Annotated in this window: 15 protein-coding genes; 5 read left to right on the plus strand and 10 right to left on the minus strand. The window is 44.0% G+C overall.

Features of this window, described 5'->3' with window-relative positions:
- Positions 1-55 precede the first annotated feature (55 nt).
- Both ND16A_RS03195 and ND16A_RS21160 read left to right on the plus strand, forming a co-directional pair.
- Positions 56-1,396 (plus strand): NAD(P)/FAD-dependent oxidoreductase, encoded by a 1,341-nt coding sequence (locus ND16A_RS03195; RefSeq protein ID WP_033078858.1) that lies wholly within the window; start codon positions 56-58, stop codon positions 1,394-1,396.
- Positions 1,397-1,574: 178 nt separating this feature from the next.
- Positions 1,575-2,012 carry a TIGR02922 family protein gene (locus ND16A_RS21160; RefSeq protein WP_152593919.1) on the plus strand — a complete coding sequence of 146 codons (438 nt, stop codon included), beginning with the start codon at positions 1,575-1,577 and terminating at the stop codon, positions 2,010-2,012.
- 20 nt (positions 2,013-2,032) lie between these two features.
- Here the strand turns inward: ND16A_RS21160 and ND16A_RS03190 are convergent, their stop codons facing one another.
- The 3 genes from ND16A_RS03190 to ND16A_RS03180 form a co-directional block, all read right to left on the minus strand.
- Positions 2,033-2,986: a D-2-hydroxyacid dehydrogenase gene (locus ND16A_RS03190; protein ID WP_033078859.1), complete on the minus strand. Its 954-nt coding sequence runs from the start codon at positions 2,984-2,986 to the stop codon at positions 2,033-2,035.
- Positions 2,987-3,037: 51 nt separating this feature from the next.
- Positions 3,038-4,240 (minus strand): NnrS family protein, encoded by a 1,203-nt coding sequence (locus tag ND16A_RS03185; RefSeq protein WP_033078860.1) that lies wholly within the window; start codon positions 4,238-4,240, stop codon positions 3,038-3,040.
- A 70-nt stretch (positions 4,241-4,310) separates the two neighbouring features.
- A complete protein-coding gene (locus ND16A_RS03180) occupies positions 4,311-5,435 on the minus strand; it encodes a porin (protein WP_033078861.1) in 1,125 nt (374 codons plus the stop codon).
- Between the two features lie 275 nt (positions 5,436-5,710).
- Here ND16A_RS03180 and ND16A_RS03175 point away from each other — a divergent pair, with 275 nt between their 5' ends.
- Positions 5,711-8,020, plus strand: a complete 2,310-nt coding sequence (locus ND16A_RS03175) for an aminotransferase class V-fold PLP-dependent enzyme (RefSeq protein ID WP_033078862.1) — start codon at positions 5,711-5,713, stop codon at positions 8,018-8,020.
- On the opposite strand, the gene ND16A_RS03170 is transcribed toward ND16A_RS03175, so the two are convergent.
- The 6 genes from ND16A_RS03170 to ND16A_RS03145 form a co-directional block, all read right to left on the minus strand.
- A complete protein-coding gene (locus ND16A_RS03170; RefSeq protein WP_033078863.1) occupies positions 8,021-8,752 on the minus strand; it encodes a SapC family protein in 732 nt (243 codons plus the stop codon). It abuts the gene before it with no gap.
- Between the two features lie 32 nt (positions 8,753-8,784).
- Entirely contained in the window at positions 8,785-10,341 is a 1,557-nt protein-coding gene (locus tag ND16A_RS03165; RefSeq protein ID WP_033078864.1) for a tryptophan halogenase family protein, read from the minus strand.
- Positions 10,338-11,849, minus strand: coding sequence for a Na+/H+ antiporter NhaC (gene nhaC / locus ND16A_RS03160; protein WP_033078865.1), 1,512 nt, complete (start codon positions 11,847-11,849; stop codon positions 10,338-10,340). The genes ND16A_RS03165 and nhaC overlap by 4 nt, the downstream gene beginning before the upstream one ends.
- Before the next feature lie 143 nt (positions 11,850-11,992).
- The gene (locus ND16A_RS03155) at positions 11,993-13,159 is read right to left on the minus strand and encodes a saccharopine dehydrogenase family protein (RefSeq protein WP_033078866.1); all 1,167 of its coding nucleotides are present in this window, start codon (positions 13,157-13,159) and stop codon (positions 11,993-11,995) included.
- A 9-nt stretch (positions 13,160-13,168) separates the two neighbouring features.
- Positions 13,169-14,239 carry a saccharopine dehydrogenase gene (locus ND16A_RS03150; protein WP_033078867.1) on the minus strand — a complete coding sequence of 357 codons (1,071 nt, stop codon included), beginning with the start codon at positions 14,237-14,239 and terminating at the stop codon, positions 13,169-13,171.
- A 72-nt stretch (positions 14,240-14,311) separates the two neighbouring features.
- A complete protein-coding gene (locus ND16A_RS03145) occupies positions 14,312-17,008 on the minus strand; it encodes a TonB-dependent receptor (RefSeq protein ID WP_033078868.1) in 2,697 nt (898 codons plus the stop codon).
- A 303-nt stretch (positions 17,009-17,311) separates the two neighbouring features.
- Here ND16A_RS03145 and ygjK point away from each other — a divergent pair, with 303 nt between their 5' ends.
- Positions 17,312-19,891: an alpha-glucosidase gene (ygjK, locus tag ND16A_RS03140; RefSeq protein ID WP_081945667.1), complete on the plus strand. Its 2,580-nt coding sequence runs from the start codon at positions 17,312-17,314 to the stop codon at positions 19,889-19,891.
- A gap of 63 nt (positions 19,892-19,954) precedes the next feature.
- Here ygjK and ND16A_RS03135 read toward each other — a convergent pair whose 3' ends face one another.
- Complete coding sequence (locus ND16A_RS03135; protein WP_033078869.1) at positions 19,955-20,785, minus strand: LysR family transcriptional regulator; 831 nt, start codon at positions 20,783-20,785, stop codon at positions 19,955-19,957.
- 155 nt (positions 20,786-20,940) lie between these two features.
- Between ND16A_RS03135 and ND16A_RS03130 the strand changes: the two genes are divergently transcribed.
- A complete protein-coding gene (locus tag ND16A_RS03130; protein WP_033078870.1) occupies positions 20,941-22,128 on the plus strand; it encodes an acyl-CoA dehydrogenase in 1,188 nt (395 codons plus the stop codon).
- Positions 22,129-22,140: the final 12 nt, after the last annotated feature.

The raw sequence follows: 22,140 nt of genomic DNA on the forward strand, positions 1-22,140 counted from the left end.
AATTATAACGCGAATTTGACATGATAAGGGTAACATTTACAAATATTAATGACCTATGTACGATCCTCTCCATGATAAATCACCAGGCACTAATGTCGCCTACCCTGACAGTTACTGGGCCAGCGTCAGTGGTAACGCTCCGGAATCGGATGGTCAGTTAACGCACGATATAGATACCGATGTGGTCATCATTGGCGCGGGTTATACCGGCCTGTCTTGTGCATTGCATTTGGCGCGCGAGCATAATGTGAAAGCCGTAGTGGTAGAGGCGAACCAAACCGCTTGGGGGTGTAGCGGTCGTAATGCGGGTTTTATCTTAAAATCCACTGGCCGCAAGCCCTGGACTGCAATGACCAAAAGCTGGGGCGAAGAAGTGATGCGCGGTATATATTCCGAAGTGTGTCAAGGGGTCGACACGGTAAATTCATTGATTGCACAAGGCATCGACTGTGAGCAGCAAGACCCAGGATATATCCGAGTTGCGCATAAGCCCTCGATGTTTCCCGGTTTGATCAAGCAGGCCCAATTATTACAAAAAACCTTTGCCTATGAGGTGGATGTATTAACACGCAATGAGTTGCATCAACAATACATGGCCGATGAAAATGCTCATGGCGCGATTCGTTTTCAGGACAGCTTTGGTATTAACCCATTAAAGCTGGCTTGGGGCTATCAAGACCTGGCACGGCAAGCCGGGGCGAAAATATATACCGGTACTCCGGTAACTGATATTACTCAGGAGAAAGGTAAGCAAGTTATTATTACCCCTCAAGCAAAAATCAGCGCCAGCAAGGTAATACTTGCAACTAATGGCTATACGCCTAAAGATTTCCACCCAGGCGTCGCCAATAAAACCCTGCCAGTATTATCACAAATTATCGTGACTGAACCATTAAGTGAGCAACAACTGCAAGCGTGCAATTTTTTAACTTCAAATGTTGTCATGGATACACGAGCGCTAAAATACTACTATCGAAAGTTACCGGATAATCGTATTTTATTTGGCGGTCGCGGCGCTATTACCGGCAAAAATGCCGATGTTCCTTACTATGCTCAAAGGTTGTTAGCGGTGTTAAAGCAAAGCTTTCCGGCATTGCAAAGCATTCAATATCAATACGCCTGGTCGGGTTGGATCTGCATGTCGCTTGATGATATCCCGCATATCAATCAAGCCGAAGATAACCCCAATGTTTTTTATGCCATGGGCTATTGTGGTAATGGTGTGTCTTTTGCGGTTCAGGCGGGAAAACGATTAGCAGATAAAATCATCGGCATTAACCTGCCAAATTTGCCTCTTTATACTCGTCAGTTACCCAAATTCCCAATGCCTGCGTTAAGGCGAGTCGGGCAATGGGGCTATTTTCATTATGGCAAGATTAAAGATAGTTATTTTTAAAAATCAGCCGTTTAAAATATTAATTGTACATTTTTACAACAAAATAAAGCTTGATTTTTTTTTGCCGTTTAGATACTTTAGTCATAACAGTTGGAAGGATTCTAATAAATTGTGGCGTATTTCTATAGCCTAATAACCGATAGAAGCCACATCACTATAATAAAAGAGTTCAAAGCTAATGAAAAATAACAATACCAAACTCGTCACCGTGATTTATTACGATGTAAATACTTTAGAGTTGAGTCATTTCGTCGGTGAATTTCCACTCCAAGACAAAGGTCGGGTGATCCTCCCGCAATCTTTTAAAAATAATAAAGAGATTGTCTCAGTATGTGATGGCGAAAGTATCCCGCTAGAAATTGAATACGCTGAGAAAAGCAATCGTAATCAGAAGATGAAACGACAAGATAATAAAGTCGTTACTGTGTTCTATTATGACAATCGCTCCCTGGTGCTGAAACATCGAGTTATGCATTATCCGTACGCTGCCAACGGCAAGGTGATCATTCCTGCCGCATTTAAGAAATATAGAGCTATCCTTGCTGTTTTTGAAGGTGATCTAACGGTTCTTAATAAAGTGGGTGAGCGCATTTTGCCGATGGAAGATGCCGCTTAATCGCTGCTTCTCTCTTTGCTCTACACCACCCGGTTTAATTGCACACCTTGCTGATAGCTTTTTATGTTGTCAGCAAGTCGATTTATTAAGCGCTGCTGTGCTTGTAAACTTCCCCAGGCAATATGCGCCGTGATCAACAAATTATCCAATTTGGCATTGAGCAACGGATGATCATGCGCTGGTGGTTCATGTTCTAATACATCTAAAATTGCCGCGCCAACTTTTTTCGACTTTAACGCCGCTAATAAATCTATACTATTTACCAATCCCCCTCTGGCAGTATTGATAATAATGACACCCGTTTGCATGGCTTTTATGCTTTGCTGATTGATCAGGTTTTCGGTTTCAATACTGAGCGGGGCGTGTAAACTGATAATATCCGCCGAACTAATCGCTTGTTCAAAACTCACTCGCCCCGGGCGGATGGTGCTGGCCGATTTTCTTTCGGCAATCAATACCTCCATAGCAAAAGCTTTGGCAATTTTGCTAACTTGCTTGCCCAAGGCGCCATAGCCGATTATCGCAATTTTTTTTGTCGCTAACTCATTAATTGGCAAGCCAAAATGGCAAAAAACAGGACTGTTTTGCCAATGTCCATGACGACTATTTTCAATATAATGAGAGGTTTTTTGCAGGTATTCCAACAGCATGGCGAACACGTATTGAGTAACCGCAGTATTGGCGTAACCGCTAACGTTACAAACCGCAATTCCAGCCTTTTGCGCCGCAACTAAATCAACATTATTAGTGCCGGTTGCCGCAATACAAATAAGTTTTAATTTGGGTAACTGGTTGATGATTTCTGCAGTGATCATCACCTTGTTTGAAATGATGATTTCCGCAAATTTTGCTCGAAATATTACCTTCTCGTTTGCCGTGTGTTCGAAATAACTGATCGTCGTGACATGAGATTCAATCGGAGATAAATCAATATCTTCGCTAATTGTACTTCGATCTAAAAAAACAGCGCGCATCTATTTACCTTTTAAGCTGAAAACTAGTTTTATAGCAATTCTGATTTGGTATTAGCCGGGACGACCATCTTTACGAGGGGTAAGCAGCATGGGACCATATTTTATAATAAAAATTCCGTAGGAAGTAAGCCAGCACAGTACACTAATATTGATCAATACACTGTAATGCTCTGACATAAACCAAGGGCCAAATACTCGGCTGATTGTGGCGATTAACATTAATATAAAGGCAAAGCTGATGATTTTCGGCGGCGCTAATGCTCTACCGGTATGGCCTAATGTCACGCGCGAAATCATGGCTAAAATAAGTCCGCCCATGCCGCCAACGGTGAGCAAATGCCACAAGTGGTTTAATGGTAATGTATCATGGATGTGGCCTATGCCCAGCGCGATTAAGCCAAACCAAATAAAAAATAATGCGCCATGTAAAGACCATAGTAGTGGCACGCCTAGAGTGATCCAAGGTTTCCAACGCAGCCAGCGCAGCATTTGGCTAATGCCGGCAACTAAAAATAAGCTGGCTTTAATGGAACTATTGACCGCCATTAAAGGGGTTAAAAAATAACTCAATACCAATAACAACAGACTGATATTAATGGTTAGCTCCAATGCTGGCAGTGGAGCCACTTTTGCTGTTTGCGTACCATTTGCAGTAAACATCGGAGTGACCCGACCCGCCATAATCGACATCAACAAGGTGACCAGCATCACTGCAATATAAGCGGTGGGTATGATTTGCGTAACGTCATCAGCGTTAACTCCAACATGCATTAAAATATTGGCTAAGGTAAATAACAGCAATAACGGCACAAAAAACATGTTTCGACTTTGTTTTACTTTCATTATTGGCAGCGCCAGAAATACTGCGGCTACCGGCAGGAAAGCAATATCAATATAACTGCTTATCTGGTTACCCAAAACATCGGGAAAAAGCATTACTACTCGGCCAAACAGCCAAAGCAAAAATAGCAGCAACAATGGCGTGCCCGATAACCCTCTCTGTCCGGTCCAGTTTTGTACCGCGGTAAGCAGAAAACCAACCACGATGGCGCAGACAAAGCCAAAGATCATTTCATGGATATGCCAGAACGTAGCACCACCATAAAAATTTATCGATACCTTGCCCGCTAAAAATAGTGCCCAGATGAATAATGACAGCACACTAAACAATGCACCAAATGCAAAAAAGGGGCGGAAACCGAGACGAAAAAGAGGCGTGATTTTTTGTTCTTCAGCAAGATCGGTAATTTGCATTAACTGGCCTATACAGCAAATAAACGGTACTCAGTATTTTAGCGCATAAAATCACAGATGTTTAGCGTTATTAGAGGTTTACTCTCAGCCCTAAAGCAAATTCAGAATCATCGTTACCGGTACTACCGTCTGCATTGGTGTCGTCATGGAGTACAGCTTCGGCATAAATGAGGCCAAAATTATTATCAAATTTATATTCGGCACCAATATAGTTGTAATACATTTCATAATCGCTATCGGATTGATCAGATTCTAATAAATTGAAACCACCATAAACGCCAAATCGACTTGGCATTGAGTATTTAATATAGACTTCTGAGCCGTTCGCATCGATATAATCACCATCATTGTCTAATTCATGATATTCAGAAGTAACCACAGCCAATGCCGCATGAAAGCCGATGTTGGCATCACCATAAGTTGCACTAAAGCCGGATATGAGATCATCGGCACTGCCACCGCCAAAGGTTTGTGAAATATCGATTTCACTGGTATTAATCGCGGCACCAACGCCAAAATCTTGCCATTGGTAACTTACCGCCAAACCATAGCCGTTGCCCATGGTTGCTACTTCTACACCATCCAACTCTGTGCCTGGTGCACTCGCAATTACTGCCTCATCTTGAGCTTGCATTTGCACGCCAATATTAAAGTTACCAAATGCTTTTCGCCAGGTGATTGCCTGTTCGGCACGACCAGTTCCTGATAAACCACCGTCGGTACCTAAATTATATGCTCCGGTGGCATTACCGCCATAATAATTCAAAACATCGGTTACCCCGACCACATCATAAAAAACGGCCCATTGTTTACCCACACCGAAACTGCCCCATTGTTCATGGTCGAAACGTACATAACCAAGCCGTGAAGTTAACGCATCTCCGCTACTGCCTGAAGGGCCGCTTCTGTCACCGGAAAGGGTCAAATTGGCATTTTTTTCAAAGTTTGTTGCCCACTCAAAAGTTAGCCCTGCGCTCCAGTCGCCCTCTATTTTATGGGTTAAATCTATGCCCCAGCGAGAGCCTGAATCGGTAATTTCATCGGAATCTTCAGTGCTTTGTAAAGTGAGTCTAAGCCAGCCCCGGGTCGCGATAGAAGTATCATCATTTTTGAAAATGTCTATGGCATTGGCTTGTTGCGATGCAAATATTCCAGACACAACTGCGGCAGTAATGATCTTGGATTTATATCTCATTAAGGGTATCCCCGGTTTGCTACTGTTTTTATTAATTCTAATAAGTATATGCGAAGATCTTGATATTTCTCGTTTTTAACAAAATATTAAAATTAATGACATGTTAATGCCTGGTTAAGGTCTTTTTTTATATCGTTAACGTAAAGTTTGGCTGCCAAAATTTAGTGCGATTTTAATAAAATTAACCGGCTTTCTACCGCTTATAACCTAGCGTTACAAGATATAATTGGTTAGTATAAGCGGTAATTGTTGAAAACCACATTTAGAAGTACCACATGTTAAACCTTACTGATATACAGCCCCAGCAAAACGAAGTGTATTTGGATAATAACGCGACGACTCCGGTATTGCCGCAAGCGGCTGCAGCTGCCATTCATACCATGAACCTTTGTTACGGTAATCCAAGTTCTAGTCATATGACCGGGGTTCGTGCAAAGTACATACTCGATTCTACTCGTACTTTAGCGCGTCAGGTGATCGGTGCAACAGACGGTAAAATTATCTTTACCAGTGGCGCTACTGAAGGCATTCAAACTGCAATTATTTCGGCGCTTAATGCGGCCCGTCAAACGCCTCATCATATATCAAAGCCAGTATTGCTCTACGGTGCCACTGAGCATAAAGCAGTGCCGGAAACATTGAAACACTGGAATCAAATGCTCAATATTGGCGCCGAAGTTGTCGCCATACCGGTAGACAATGACGGTATTTTAGATTTTGATTTTATTGCCGCTAATGTCGACTCCGCATTAATGATTTGTACTATGGCAGCAAACAATGAAACCGGTGTTTTCCAGGACTTACAAGGCCTGGAAGTGGTGATTCGTGACAACAATCCAAATGTGTTGTGGATGGTGGATTGTGTTCAGGGTTTAGGTAAAATCTCCCTTAATATGTCAAATACCAGTATCGATTATGCGCCATTTAGTGGTCATAAATTATACGGCCCGAAAGGGATAGGGTTTATGTACGTGCGTGAAACGGCACCTTATACGCCATTTATCGCCGGTGGTGGTCAAGAAAACGGGTTACGTTCAGGTACTGAGAACCTGCCTGGTATCGCCTCATTAAATGCCATCTTTAAACTGCTTGCAGATGAAAACGATGACACCTTTAAGTCACACGATGTTTTAGTCTCTTATCGGGCACAATTAGCGAAGGCGCTGGCGGAAGTATTTCCAGAAATTGTGTACAACCACAATTTTGACTGCTCACTGCCAACAACGCTGAACTTTGCGGTGAAAGGCTTATCGAGCAAAGACATTATGAACTTATTTGATGCTGCGAAAATTAGGGTGAGTGCCGGCTCGGCTTGTAGCTCAAAAGTGACCGGTAGTTTTGTGCTTGATGCCATGGGTAAGCCTAGCTGGCAGAGTGAGGGCGCGATACGCATGTCGTTTGGCCCAGCCTCTACTCAAGCGGAAATTGATTATGCCTGTACTGCCATTAAAAATGCGGTAATGGCAATGAGAAATAGTTGCTTAATTCTTTCTGATACCGATGAGAACGTTGACTCAAAAGTGAATGGCCTGCAACAGTGGATTTACGATCAGCAGTGTACCTGGTGTTACATAGATAAAGATTCAAAAGAAGTACTGCTGATCGATCCAGTGCCAGAGTTAGTGGCTAAATTTGATACGCTGGTATCGTGTCAAAACTATACCGTAAAGGCGATTCTAGCGACGCATATCCATGATCAGCAAAGCAATTGTCCGGCGGAAATCCGCGAAATTTTAGCAACGAAAATGCCTGCCGGTAGCTATGATCAACTGGGTTGGGATCCTGCTTCAACATTAACGGTCATCTTAGAAAATGGTGAAACTGCGCCAGCAATTACCATCGGCAATAAAGTTGTCGCGCAACTTGCCTTACCAGGACACACTAGCAACAGTGTTGCCTATTTATTAGGTACGCCAAGCGCAGGCAAATTAACAGCCAATGCTATTGATTACGTGTTCTGTGGTGATACATTACAAATTGGCGGTATCGGTCGAAGCGACTTTAAAGTAAGTGATAGCGAGGCACTTTATCAGTCGATTCAACGATTAGCCGCGAGCATCACAAATCAAACCTTAATGTGTCCAGCACACGATTATAAGCAATTATTCACGACTAGTTTAGAGTTAGAGTGTGCCAATAGTGCGCTATTAAATAAGGTGATCGCCGGTAATGTAGATGCTGCAGGTTTTGTTGCCAGTAAAGCCGAGCTTGATAAGAAAATCACCGTTAGTGATGCCCCCGAACTTTGTGGCAACATCAATAAATCTATAGACCCATCAATTGATGTTAATCCGGAAAATTTGGTCGCATTCTTAGTTGAAAATGATGTGATGGTGCTAGATGTTCGTGAGCCGCATGAGTTTGCTGCACATCAACAAAAATACCTGGCGGATCAAAAAATTGTCAATGTACCACTGACCAAACTGACCGAGTTTGTCCATGATTTTGCCGGTCAAAAACAAGATGAAAATTTTGTTTGTATTTGTCGTAGTGGCAGCCGCAGTGATGCGGCCGCAAAAACGTTAAAACGCATGGGTTTTGCCAATGTTTATCATGTACCAGGCGGTTATGCCTTAGTAAGCTAATTAACTCAGATTTTTTGATCGCTGATTTTTACGAGATATCAACGCTTCAACCTGTTGCATTGAGGTGAATATGTCAGTGATCAATTTGACATAACCTAAATTTTCAAATTCTTGCTGAGCCGCTGTCGGCACTTGTACCAGCATTTCTTTATTTATGGTGTACAAGCCCTGTAGGTTCAGCTGTTCGCCATTTTCAAAGCGAATATCTAAATCTACCGCTTCTAATAAATTCTCTGCCAATAACGCCTCGATGAACTGCTGGTTGAATCTTAACCCTTCGACAAATTGCGCCAACTGAGTGGCTTTGGTTTGTAAATATTGGGTCGCACGACCTTGCACGAATAAGGCCTCACCTTGAGTTTGCTGGACACGAGCGCTGTCAACATCAATGGCAAGTGCTGGTTTTGATACCTGCTCAGTGTTTCGCTGTTGTGTTTCTTCGATTAAGAAAAATGGGGTGGTTTGTATTTTTAACGGGATATAGGCGCTTTGCCAGTATCCATCTGTAACAAACAGGTTTTCGTCTACGTTTAAACCGAGCAACGCCATCAGGTTAAATTGCCCGGTTTCCGGGTCTTTGGCGAAAAATATCGGAAAGTGTTGCGCAATTTCTGTAAACTCTTGCGGCACGGTTTGCACCATGTGCATCATCGAGGTTTCAGCGATACTGCCCAGAGGCAATACTTTTGTGTGCTGATGGCTTGCACTGTCTAATTTTTCTAATTTGAGCATCTTCATTCCACAACTTTTTTCGTTAAAATTAGTTAAACTTTCTGAAAGCCAAACTGACATACCTTGTTAATCAACTCGCGATTGCTCGGCAGCGCCGTTACGTAGCGTTTGGTTAGCTGCTGATTTTCGGCAAACATTTTTGCCGCTTTGCGCTGTACGTCATCACTAACAAAGCCAGTCTCAGTCGAATGATTATAATCCATGCCATAGAGTACATACTGGTAGCTTGCCGCCGAAAACATTTCCCGCTTGCGTGGAAAGTCGTACTCAGATGGCGACCGGTGTTGCCATAACGCCATTAATTCTTGCAGGCTTTCGGGAATGGTTTGTGGGTCGCGGTTGTCACGCCAAAATGCGCTATCGTCACGTTTGCTGGCTACATAATGTAACTTGAGAAAATCGATCACCCGATCCCAGTTATATTGAATTTTATCATTATAACTTTTGGCAACAATATCCATGGTTTCGCGATTGGCCGGCAGTTGCTCACTGATACTGGCACAGGCCAGTTCAATCATCACCAAAGCCGAGGCTTCCAGTGGCTCTAAAAAACCGGCTGACATGCCAACGGCAACACAATTGTTGACCCAAAATTTTTCTCTGACGCCTGGGTTGATATCGATTTTACGAAAGTTTAAATCCTTGGCCTTATCGCCAATCGATTCCGCCAGATAGTCCCTTAATAACTGTTCGGCACGTTCTTGACTCGAATGCTTACTCGAATAGACATGGCCGATACCACGACGTGTCGGTAAACCGATATCCCAAATCCAGCCCGATTCTTGTGCGGTTGAAATGGTGTGTGAGGCAATAGGGCTGTCGGCAGAGTCGTAAGGCACTTGTACTGCCAGGGCGGTATCGATAAACAGGATATCTTTTTTACACACTGAAGGGACGTTATAGTGCTTGCCAATCAGCAGGGCGGAGAAACCGGTACAGTCGATAAATAAATCGCCAGCAATATCTCCATGACTGCGACTACTAACCGAGGCAATGTCGCCATTTTCTGCGGAATTTACCGCTGAAACATGGTCGAGAATATGGTGAACACCTAAGTTTTTGGTACAGTGGTTTTTCAAAAAATCGGCAAATTTTCCAGCATCCAGGTGATAAGCGTAATTCGCCACGGCGGCGTATTCTGGTGTAGAAATTAATTTTGGTGCTAAATCGCGCTCACACAATTGTTCTTGATAACACACCGCATTGGAAAACGACACCGGGGATTTCGCCATCTTCCACGGCTTGAATAAATCGACATCAAAATATCCTTGTGGCAATACCAATGGATGATAATAAAAATCATCGTCGCTGTTGGTTACCCATTTGGCAAATTTGGCGCCTTGTTTGAAACTGGCGTCGCATTCGCGCATAAAATCGGTTTCAGATACGCCCATGTTTCTTAGGGTATTACGCATGGTGGGCCAGGTGCCTTCACCAACCCCGATGGTTTTTACGTCGGGTGATTCGATAAGCGTTATTTTAATGCCGCCTGGCTGGTTGGCATGATGATTTGCCGCCAGTGTACCCGCCGCTATCCAGCCAGCACTGCCGCCGCCAACAATTACGATGTGTTTCAATTCATTGCTCATAATTCAACCCGTTTTACTCGTCTTAACTTTTTCGGAATTTTTAATTGTTGGTTAATGTTGTCGCTATCTTTTTTTACCAAGCTTTTCACTTTATAGCCTAGCAGCGCACAAGTAATGCCGACAATTGGTGTTAACCAATTAAAGAAACAAAATACCGCATACTCCAGTGGGTTTACCAGTAACACCGACTGCATATAGGCACCACAGGTATTCCACGGCACGAGCGGTGAGGTTACCGTGCCACCATCTTCTAGCGCCCGAGATAAATTCTCCGGGGCAAGATCGCGTTTACTGTACTCATCTTTAAACATTCTGCCCGGCATTACAATCGCAATGTATTGATCGGCGGCGATACAGTTTGTGCCGAAGGCGGTGATGATAGTAGTGGTAATTAATGAACTGGCCCTTTGTGAAAAGCGGATCAAGGTAGCAACGATTTTTTCCAATAAACCAACCCCTTCCATAATGGCGCCAAATGTCATTGCACAAATAATTAACCAAATTGTATTTAGCATTGAGCCCATACCGCCGCCGCTAAGCAGGTCGTCCATTAATGGGTTGCCAGTATTTAACTTTACCCCTTCGTGCATGACTTTCCAAACTACGGTGATGTTGGCGCTTAAACTGCTAAGGCCACTATCGGCATACGATAAAATTAAATCTTGTTGGAACAACATCGCCCAAATTGCACCGGCAATAGCGCCGATGCCAATGGCTGGAAATGCCGGGACTTTTTTTACCGCCAAAGTCAAGGTAACCACTAAAGGTAACAGTAAATACCAGTCGATAAAGTACACTTGTTGCAGGCTGTTCAGTAAGGTGTCTAGCTGACCGTCGATAATCGGCGTATCTTGATTAAAGCCCAGAATTAGGAATATAAATAAGGCGATAATAAAGCTGGGCACAGTACTCCAGGTCATGTGCTTAATATGGGTGAATAATTCGGTACCTGCCACGGCAGGAGCCAAATTTGTGGTATCCGATAGTGGTGAGAGTTTGTCACCGAAATAGGCACCACTGATAATCGCACCTGCAGTAATTGGCGCCGAAATGTTTAACCCGTTGGCAACGCCCATTAAGGCGACACCTATGGTTGCCGCAACGGTCCAGCTACTGCCGATGCTAATCGCTACGATGGCACAAATGATTGAACAGCTAACATAAAAGTAATCAGGATTAAGAATTTGTAAACCGTAATAAATCATTGTTGGCACAGTACCGGCTAATAACCAGGTACCAATTAATGTACCTACCGCCAGCAAAATAAGAATGGCGCCAAGGGTAAGACTGATGCCTTTAACAATGCTTTTTTCAATGTGTTTGCGCTGGTGACCATTTTTTAAACCTATGAGAGTGGCAATACCCGCGCAAATCATTAAGGCTATTTGATTAGGTCCTGATGACGAGTTATCACCAAAATAAAATACCGCCATTGATAACAACAGCAACAGGAAAAATATCGGAACTAAAGCATCAAGTAAGCTTGGTCTACGGGCTGTGTGGGTCATCATTACCTTCTTTTGTTGCGCTGGAAATATTGTAGTTTTTGTTATCTTATCTTGTGCATTTAATATTGGTTTAATTTGATTTCAATGTAGTGCATAAGCAAGTTAATCAAGGTGAAAAGGCACTGGTTAACTTGCTATTGTTGCTATGCCAAGTGATTACGGTTGCTGATCGATTCTCCTGAATCGGTTAATCTCTTGATCCAGTTACGAACCTGTTTTGGCGCTTTTGGCGCCGCACTAACACCCGCTTTTATCTCGTTATTTAGCACCGATAAAATAGCGAATGCTACGGGAATCGAAACCAGTCTCGCCATTGCTTGTCCCGACGCATTACCGCTACAGTCGAGCAAGTAACTTTGTTGCCAGATTTTTTCATCTTTTTGCTTTGCCTCTAGCTCAACATAAAGTACTACCCTGTCCGGTTCATCGTCATTATAGGCATACTTTTGCTCTAGCTGCTGGCTGATTTCAGTGAGTCGCGCTTCACTTTCATCAACCGATAACAGGGCAATTTCATCAAAAAGGTATTGCCATGCTGTTGACCAACCAGCGAGTCTTAACGTACCTCTGACAAACTCTTTTACCTGGTCATCGGCTAGCTGATACTGTTCGATAAAAGGGGTAGAATCTCGGTTTGGGTATGCCTGAAAGGTTTCCTGACCAGCAACTAAATCAACCGGATAATCACGCAATGCTTCCCATGGTGCCTGTGAGGTTTTTGTTTCTCCCGCACTTATCCATTTTGCCGGCGATTTAAGTGCTTTTAACACCCCTAGTGGCGACCAGCTAAATTTGTATTTAAAGTCGTTTACTATTTTCGGAAAGCCACCACAGTATGAGCGAAAATATAATTCGTTGTCTGGGTTAAACTGCTCACTCTGATGATACTGAGCCACTAAATCATGGGCGAATAAGTGATCGATGCCCGGATCTAAACCGACTTCATTAACCAAACATAAGTTCAATGCCTTGGCTTTGTGATCCAGTGCTGCCATGTCAGCAGAAATATAGCTGCTTGAGACAAAGTGCGCCTGTTTATCGAGACACAAGGTCGTCACCTGTAAATGCTTGCTTGCCGGCAGCATAGAAACGACAACATCACCTGGGTTGATGGCCTCGGCTAAAACATCCCAGTCGAGCTGCAAAATTGACGTGTTATCGGCAATATCATTTAATGTCGCTTGGGCTTTTGCCAGAGAGCGGTTCCAAACAATAAGCGGGTGCTCACTTTCGGCCAGTAATTTAATTCCTGGCTTTGAGGATAGACCGGCACCAAGCCAGTGAATTGTGGGGTTCGTATTGTTTGTCATGATGGACCTTTATATCGAGTCAATTTTTTGTTGATAAAGCGCCAGTGCTTTAGGCCAAACGCCCTGGTTTTTATCATCAAGTGTTAATAAATGGGTTAATAATTGCTGACCATAATCCTCACTGCTTTCTTTCGGTAACAGCGAAGGCAGGTGATCGATGGCGATCAGGCTTAATCGCTTATTGCCTGCGGCAATGTCAATACAGGGTTGTTTGAATGTCGTGCATTGTTGATAAATCGGTAACGGATTATAACTGCCATAGGGATCACAACTGACATCGACAATCACCGCCAATATACGCTCGGCTTGGGCAAGCATTGCTTTGCTGACAAATGGTGGTAAATCTTGATTTACCAAGACGCAGTTTACCAGAATATCCATATCATTGATTTCAATAAATGGCCCGCCTTTTTGCGTTTCGGCCAGATCCCATTCTAGCACGGTTAGGTTTAATGCCTTGGCTAAGTCGACGGCGCCACTACCACTGCGACCTTTGGCGCCAATCACTAATATCCGCGGCTGGTCAATGCTGTGCTTCAGCCCGTTGCTCAGCTCGCTAAGTAAAGATTCTTTATTGGCATAAGAGCGAATGTCGCTTAATGGCGGATTTATGCCTCGCTGTTGGTTTATCCAGGCTTGCACCGATAACGCGGCACCGGCAAAACCGGCCCAGTAACCAAACGCGGCGATACGGCGATTGTTGTCATCGACTAAAAATTCAAGATCATAAAGCTCGCCACCACCCGTCTTAAAACGGTTCAGTAAGTCTTGCCAGCCGAGTTGCTCTTTATAGGCATGGGCAAAATAAATGTGCTGATGAATTAACGGCAAATCGTGTTCAGGCAATTCCTTCAGCCCTAAAATAATCGCATCTCGTGGTGCGCCGACCCAGCTGCCCGGGGTAACCATATTGCAATTTACCGCCTGGTAGTCAGAATCATTAAATATGCTTTGCTCAGATTGCTCAACACTCACCTGAAAACCTGCGGCAATCAGTTGCTTAGCACCATCAGGAGTTAATGCCGTTCTTTGTTCATCCTGCTTGGTTTCAGCACGTAGCCAGATATGGGGTTTGCTCATAGTAAACTTCTTAAAAACGATAGGTGAAGGGTAAAAGAAAGGGCCATTGCTATCAATGGCCCTGTATTGCGGTTAGAAGCTTGCTCTAACACCAACAGAATAGCGTGCACCAGTTTCGGCAATCGAAATCATGTGGTTTGATAGTGCGCCACGTTTTTTCGTCACTTCATTGGTTACGTTAATGCCTTCAACGAAAATGGTGAAGTTATCGTTAATGTCAAAACTACCACTAACATCAACTTGTGAGTAGTCTTCGACATAGATAGGATCGCCACCAGCCCAGTTTTCCATGGTTTGCAAGAACTCATCACGGTTGTTATACGCTACCCGGAACTGGAAGTTCTCTTGCTCATAAAACACTACCAGGTTTTGTGAATCACCTAAGCCCGGAATTTCTACGTCATCATCGGAAGAACTGTCCACAAACGTCATATTCGCCATAAAACCAAAGCCGTTAAACGGTGCCGGTAAATAGGTTAGCGTATGCTGAAAGGCAAGTTCAAAACCATCGATGGTGGTAGAATTTAAGTTTACTGGACTGCTGATGTTATATTCGAAGTCGCCGCTCGGTAAGTTAAACGTTTCTTGTCGTTGACCTTCATCGATAAAATTATCGACATCTTTGGTGTAATAGGCCGCCGATGCATAACTGGCTTCATCAAAGTACCACTCAAAGCTTAAATCGAAGTTAGTCGATTCGTAAGGCTTCAGGTACGGGTTACCGCCAGAGGCATTTAAGCCGTCAATTTTACCTCCGCCGTAGGAAAGTGCCGGGGAAAGTTCAGTCAACGTCGCTCGAGTGATACTCTCAGAGTAAGCGGCGCGAATAAATACATCTTCAATCACTTCAATGTTGGCGTTAATGCTAGGTAATAAGTGATCATAATCACTCTCTACCGATAGCGGCACAATATCTTCAGACATTACCGGAGAATAATTACCGGTACCGTCAGGACCATTCATATCTTCTAATTCATTGCCAAAACCTGACGATTTGGTTGTGGTTTCCACGTAACGAACCCCGGCAACCACTTGCCATGGCATTTCGCCAAGTTCACCCTGGAAATAAGCATCGAAATACAACGCCATCAATTGTTCGTTCACTTCAAATGAATTTGCCACCACATCGTGTGCGGTATGACCATCATATTGCTCAAGATTCGCTTTCATTCTTGCCGCATCTTCTGCTGATAACTGGCCATAACCGGCTTCACTTTCCAAAAAGTCCATGAACTCGTAGGAATTAAAAATCAACCAGTTATTGGCCGGATCGCCGCCTTCGGCAGATAAGAATCCATCGGCATTAAAGTCGGTAAATAAACTTGCTGGTAAGTCGACAATGTAACCACCCCAGCCATTACGAATTTCGGTATAAGTATTGGTTGGCATCGTTTGTAAGGTACGGTCTGAATACGATGCACCAAAGTTGACTTTGCTTAATACACCACTATCGAGTACCCATTCAGCATCGAGACGCATTTCGACAATTTCATCATCAATATCGTCACCAAAAAACTGGGCCCAGTTCGCGCCTAAGATATCTTTATCAAGGTTTTCGGCAAACATTAATTCCGGTACGCCGCCCTGGCTGTAATCGACGGTGTAATCATTAAAGAAACCAGCAACGGTATCGGTTCTGTCATTACCATTGTTTGATTCCGCTTTTGAATACGAAACATCCGCCACTACATTCAAGTCACCGTTTACTTGCCAGTCAGCATTAAAACCAAACGCGGTAGTTTCCGTTTTGGTGTTCGACAAACGGTTTAAATAATCGGTGGCACTATTGTTACTTGAATCTAAGCGTACCACTGTACGGTTTTCATCGAGTTCGGCACCTACGGTGTTGCCAGTTTCAAACCAGTGAGCAAGAATGTCTTGACGAAAACTCACGTCGTATTCTGAATACAAGGCATCGGCGGTAAATAATAAATCATCATTCGGCTGGTATTGCAGCACCAATGTGCCACTGGTGCGTTCACGAGTTTCGGTTTTTACGATTTGGTCATAGTTTCGTGGAAAATATACATCATCAAAATCACCTTCCAAGTCCAAGTCTGTACCACCATACCAACCGGCAGTTTGTGCTTCATCACTACGCAGGTCACGATCGCTATAGCTTAATGAGGCCAATAGGCCAAATTTACCATCGTCAAAAGTGTTACTGATTAACCCGGAAAAGGTTGGATTGGTTTCTTCTGACATATCGTCATAAGTGCCTTTGGCACTGGCAACCGCTTTAAAACCATTTAGGTCTAACGGTCGATGGGTGGTGATATTAACCGTGGCGCCAATGCTCCCATCCTGCAGTTTGCCGGTTTGGGTTTTGTGCACTTCGGCGCCACTTATTAATTCTGCAGCTAACGTATCGAAGCTAAATTTACGACCACCACTGACAGTTGCCATGGTGCGACCATTTACCAAAACCGCGTTAAATTCAGGACCTAAACCCCGAACACTGATAAATTGACCTTCACCACCATCACGATCGATAGAAACACCTGAGATACGTTGCAGCGATTCAGCCACGTTTTGGTCAGGAAACTTACCAATGTCTTCGGCCGAGATCGCATCGACAATACCGTCGGAAGATTTTTTTACATCCATTGCCCGTACTAAAGAGCCACGAATACCAGTCACCGTAATGGTTTCTACGCTTTCGTTCATGGCCTCTGCTTGTGCTTCCGCAGCCAGTACGTTATTAGTTGCACCTAAACTAAGCATAATTGCCATAGATAAGTAACTAAGTTTTGGTTTTGCTAGTTGCATTTAAAATCCCTCCCCAGGGTTTTTGTGTTTTAAGTCTCATCTTTATAATTTGTAACCAAACTAACGACTTTTTCAGTTTGTTAATCTAGATACTACAAGTGAAAAACTTCTTTTGCAATATTTATCATACAAATAGTATAGTATTAACTATGCTATCAATTAGGTTGGTAGCCATTAATGTCTTGTTTGTTTTATGTTAAGCTATAAATAATAAGGACTTAAGAGAAGGTGTTGGTTTTTTGAAACTGCATTTTTTTATTTTAAATATTTTTTAAAATCGCCAAATCGAATGGAATTTAGACCATGAATCCAATTTTTAAGCCATTGGTTGTGAAAAAAACAACCATATTTGTGTTAACCATCGCACTCATCTCGTGTGCTGCCGAAAATGTCATAAGTAATGAAACCAGTAATGCCAAAACGGAACTGGTGAGCAGCAATTCTGATAAAGCCAATGCCGATACAGCCAATGCTGATATATCTGCGGCCAGGCAATTTGTTGATGTGATAGAGAGAAAAGGCACGCCAACTAAGCACAAAGATTATGATAGTTATCAGAATCAAAAATTTAATCCTTTTTTTGATTTGGGCGCCTGGCACGGTTTCCTGTTGCCTGAAAATGAGGCAACTTATGGCGCTTTTCCCGGGCCACTAGTGATTGCCGAAGAATATAGCTTATACATTGCCCAAGCATTAGAGCAACTACACATTAAGGACAGCCAAACACAACAAAGCTATCACTTGGCTGAGGCCGAAAAAACTGTCTATGCCCAGCCAGGTGCGCTGATCCAAAAATTTGAATTTGCCGATTTAACCCTGATGTTAACATTACAGTACGCCAACAATCGCACCGCGTTGGTCACTACTTATATCAGCAATAAATCGGCAATCAGCAAACAGTTGCAATTATCCTGGCAAGGCGGTCTGTTAACTCAATGGGATGATAAACGTTCGGTGCAGCAGGCTTTGCCTGACTGGTCACGTAAACTAACGAGTAATGAAAATGGTTTAACCATTCATTTTGGCAAAGTGCGGGATACCTGGAACATTCTTACCAGTGGCAGTTCCGCCTATAACATAACCCGCTCGGTACAGACAAAAACGGCGATAACTGCAGACAGCCTGAGTTATCAAGCCATTGCGCCAATCACCCTGGACGCTCGCCAAAGCTATGCACTTTATACTACCCACAGTTATGTTCATAACCAACAAGAAGCCGAGCAGCAACAAGCATTGTCCACGCAGATACTGGATGATCCACAGCACTATATAAATGCTGCCAGGCAACGTTGGCAAAGCTATATTACTCTGGGCCTAAAGCATGGATTAACGCCTGGGCGACAGCAGGAGCAGGCCGCTGTAGAGCAACAGAAAGTTGCGGTAAAAGCGATAGAGACATTAACCGCAAACTGGCGTAGCGCCGCCGGCGCATTAAAGCATGACGGGGTAACACCATCGGTAACCGCGCGCTGGTTTAACGGCACCTGGGCCTGGGACAGTTGGAAACATGCTTATGCGTTGGCGCATTTTAATAATGACCTGGCCAAAGACAATGTTCGGGCGATGTTTGATTATCAAGTAAATAACAACGATCCGTTAAGGCCACAAGATGATGGCATGGTGATTGATGCGGTGTTTTATAATAAAGATATCGCCAGAGGCGGGGACGGCGGCAATTGGAATGAACGTAATACCAAACCACCACTGGCAAGCTGGGCAGTTTGGGAAATTTATCAGGCAAGTTCAGACCTGGCATTCATCAAAGAAATGTTTCCAAAATTACAGCGCTACCATCAATGGTGGTACCTAAATCGCGACCATAATCAAAACGGTTTGATTGAATATGGTGGCAATAAGCACAGATACCATAATGATAGCGCAGGCAATATCCGTTTTTCGGTAAAATTTGCCCAACACCAGCAAAGCGAGCTGGCACTTAAACATTGTCAGCAAGCCGAGCAGCAATGGTTTAACTGTTCAGGTATGGCGCTATATCAAGAGCTACTGGCAACCGGTAAATACGCGGAACTCGATATTGGCACACAATATGGCGCTGGTTGGGAGTCAGGCATGGATAATGCCGCGCGCTTTGGCTTTATTAACGCCGAACAATTACAGCAATACGCGAAAGCTAACTATCAAGGCAATATCGAACTGGCACGTAAAGACTGGCAGGTGATGTTTTATCAGAATAAAGCTGCCGACGGTACATTGCTGGGCTTTTCCATTAATCAGGAGTCGGTGGAATTAAATGCTTATTTGGCCAAAGAAAAAGCGCTGCTGGCGAAAATGGCGAAATTACTCGGCAACCAGCAAGTGGCAGAAGAGTACCAACAAGCATCTGCGCAACTGGCGGTACGGGTGAATCAGTGCTTTTTCGATGAAAACACCGGCTTTTATTATGATCGCAAATTTTCAGCAGCTGATCAGGCCGATCAACACGGCTGTGTTGGCGAGTTACTGACATACCGCGGCCGCGGGCCAGAAGGCTGGAGCCCATTATGGGCCGGCATTGCCGATAAAGATAAAGCTGAGGCAGTAAAAAATGTCATGCTTGCTGCTGGTGAATTCAATACTTTAGTGCCGTTAGGAACCGCCGCGGTTACCAACCCGGCCTTTGATGCCGATATTTATTGGCGCGGCCGGGTATGGCTGGATCAAGTTTACTTTGGCCTGATCGCGCTAGACAATTATGGCTATCAGCTCGAGGCGAAAGCCCTGGCCAATAAGCTCTTTGCCAATGCGCAGGGGTTATCGGCACAAGGTTCAATCAGGGAAAACTATAATCCGTTAACCGGGCAAGTGCAGGGCGCCAGCAACTTTAGCTGGAGTGCGGCCCACTTGTTGATGTTATACCGAGAGTTTTTGCTGGCAGAAAAGTAATCGCGGATCGATTACCGTTAAGCGGATAAGTAGGCTGAACTCGCGTGCAGGATACTTATTCGCTTATTGACTGTGTTTCACCACTAATTGCTTTAATTTGGTGATTGCTTTCGTCGGGTGTTGATAGGCTAGTACGATTTCACGTTTTAACATTAAGCCCTGGATCGGGCGAAAAACAATGTCGGAATTGCTCAGTATTTCCGGGTGTGCTGGCACTAGTGCACAGCCCAAGCCGGCGCTTACCAGCCCTAGCGCATAGTCTATGGTTTTTATCTTCGCCCGTAAATCTACGCTGATACCTTCCAGAGTTAAGGCTTCCTGAAGGGAGTGCCAGGCATTACAAGGCGTGCGTTGAATGAATGCCAACTGATCAAAATCATTCAGGGTGATACTTTCTTGCAACGACAATACATGGTTATAAGGCAGTGCCAATAAATAGTCTTCTTGCCAAAACGAGACATAATGCTCATTTTCACTTAGTTCCTCTTTAATAATGATGCGCGCATCATTACTTTCAGTGTGGCCGACTAAAGTTAATTCCATCGAATTATTTGAGGCGGTAAAGTCTTTTAACAGCGCACTCATACGTTCCACCCCCAGGCCACGGGTAACGCCAAGGTAGAATGGTTTTTTGCTGTCGCTGTCTTTAAATAGTGTCTTAATCGCATCGGCCTGGCCGAGCAACTTTTTGGCTAGCGGGTAGAGCTTTTTACCGGCATCGGTCGGGCTTACACCACGCGCATGTCGTACAAACAATAAACAATCAAGGGTTTGTTCCAGTTGCGCCACGGCTGCTGATATCGACGGTTGGGCAACAAAGCAATATTTGGCGGCCGCGCTGAAACTGTGCTGCTCAAACACCGCCACATAATATTGCAAACTTCGTAAATCCATACATCGCCTTTAATTTGACTATAGCCTTCAAACATCATTTTAGCTATAGGTATTGCCTATGGCTACTAAAGAAAAACTATATTTTAACTTTGCCTTGATTTTATCTAGTATTGGTCAACAAGCAATCAATCTTTTACATTTTATAAGGCGTTACCATGTCTAGTTCAGCAAATCGTCCAACTTTCAATTGGCAAGATCCATTATTACTTGATTCTCTGTTAAGCGAAGAGGAGCGGTTAATTCGTGATGCTGCGCATCAGTATTGTCAGGACAAACTGATGCCGAGAATATTGGAAGCGAACCGCCATGAAGTCTTTGATGTCGAGATCATGAAAGAACTGGGCGAACTGGGCTTACTCGGTGCCACCATTCCGGAAAAATACGGCTGTGCCGGCGCCAACTATGTCACTTATGGTTTAGTGGCCAGAGAAGTTGAGCGTGTCGACAGTGGCTACCGTAGTGCGATGAGTGTGCAATCGTCATTGGTGATGCACCCGATTTATGCTTACGGCAGTGAAGAACAAAAAATGAAGTATTTGCCAAAACTGGCGACGGCAGAGTTAATTGGTTGTTTTGGTTTAACCGAGCCAAACTCTGGTTCCGATCCGGCTAGCATGCTAACCCGTGCCGAAGCGGTTGACGGTGGTTACCGGTTAACCGGTACGAAAATGTGGATCACCAACTCACCAATTGCCGATATCTTTATCGTCTGGGCAAAACTTGACGGCGTTATTCGTGGTTTCATTTTGGAAAAAGGCATGACTGGTTTAACTGCGCCTAAAATTGAAGGCAAGTTTTCCTTAAGAGCATCAATCACCGGCGAAATCGTCATGGATGAGGTGTTTGTCCCCAGTGAAAACATGTTACCGAATGCCAAAGGTTTATCTGGCCCATTTGGCTGTTTGAATAAAGCCCGATACGGCATTTCCTGGGGCGCGTTAGGTGCGGCAGAGTTCTGTTGGCATGGCGCCCGTCAGTATACTTTGGATCGCAGCCAATTTGGTAAACCACTTGCCAGTACCCAGCTTATCCAGAAAAAACTGGCCGATATGCAAACTGAAATCACTACCGGTTTATTCGCCTGTTTACAGGTGGGTCGATTAATGGATGCCGGTACCTTATCACCAGAAGCGATTTCACTGGTGAAACGCAACTCATGTGGTAAGGCCCTCGACATTGCCCGTATGGCTCGTGACATGCACGGTGGTAACGGCATCAGCGACGAGTTCCACATTATTCGCCACGTGATGAACCTGGAAGCGGTGAATACTTACGAAGGTACTCACGATGTACACGCGTTAATTTTAGGACGTGCGCAAACTGGTATTCAGGCATTTTTCTAAAACGCGCTTTTA

Source organism: Thalassotalea sp. ND16A (assembly GCF_000764205.1).
Classification (GTDB): Bacteria; Pseudomonadota; Gammaproteobacteria; order Enterobacterales; family Alteromonadaceae; genus Thalassotalea_A.

Coding starts and splice junctions, on each gene's coding strand:
- ND16A_RS03195 (WP_033078858.1), top strand. CDS start 56: ATGTACGATCCTCTCCATGATAAATCACCAGGCACTAATGTCGCCTAC.
- ND16A_RS21160 (WP_152593919.1), top strand. CDS start 1,575: ATGAAAAATAACAATACCAAACTCGTCACCGTGATTTATTACGATGTA.
- ND16A_RS03190 (WP_033078859.1), bottom strand. CDS start 2,986: ATGCGCGCTGTTTTTTTAGATCGAAGTACAATTAGCGAAGATATTGAT.
- ND16A_RS03185 (WP_033078860.1), bottom strand. CDS start 4,240: ATGCAAATTACCGATCTTGCTGAAGAACAAAAAATCACGCCTCTTTTT.
- ND16A_RS03180 (WP_033078861.1), bottom strand. CDS start 5,435: ATGAGATATAAATCCAAGATCATTACTGCCGCAGTTGTGTCTGGAATA.
- ND16A_RS03175 (WP_033078862.1), top strand. CDS start 5,711: ATGTTAAACCTTACTGATATACAGCCCCAGCAAAACGAAGTGTATTTG.
- ND16A_RS03170 (WP_033078863.1), bottom strand. CDS start 8,752: ATGCTCAAATTAGAAAAATTAGACAGTGCAAGCCATCAGCACACAAAA.
- ND16A_RS03165 (WP_033078864.1), bottom strand. CDS start 10,341: ATGAGCAATGAATTGAAACACATCGTAATTGTTGGCGGCGGCAGTGCT.
- nhaC (WP_033078865.1), bottom strand. CDS start 11,849: ATGACCCACACAGCCCGTAGACCAAGCTTACTTGATGCTTTAGTTCCG.
- ND16A_RS03155 (WP_033078866.1), bottom strand. CDS start 13,159: ATGACAAACAATACGAACCCCACAATTCACTGGCTTGGTGCCGGTCTA.
- ND16A_RS03150 (WP_033078867.1), bottom strand. CDS start 14,239: ATGAGCAAACCCCATATCTGGCTACGTGCTGAAACCAAGCAGGATGAA.
- ND16A_RS03145 (WP_033078868.1), bottom strand. CDS start 17,008: ATGCAACTAGCAAAACCAAAACTTAGTTACTTATCTATGGCAATTATG.
- ygjK (WP_081945667.1), top strand. CDS start 17,312: ATGAATCCAATTTTTAAGCCATTGGTTGTGAAAAAAACAACCATATTT.
- ND16A_RS03135 (WP_033078869.1), bottom strand. CDS start 20,785: ATGGATTTACGAAGTTTGCAATATTATGTGGCGGTGTTTGAGCAGCAC.
- ND16A_RS03130 (WP_033078870.1), top strand. CDS start 20,941: ATGTCTAGTTCAGCAAATCGTCCAACTTTCAATTGGCAAGATCCATTA.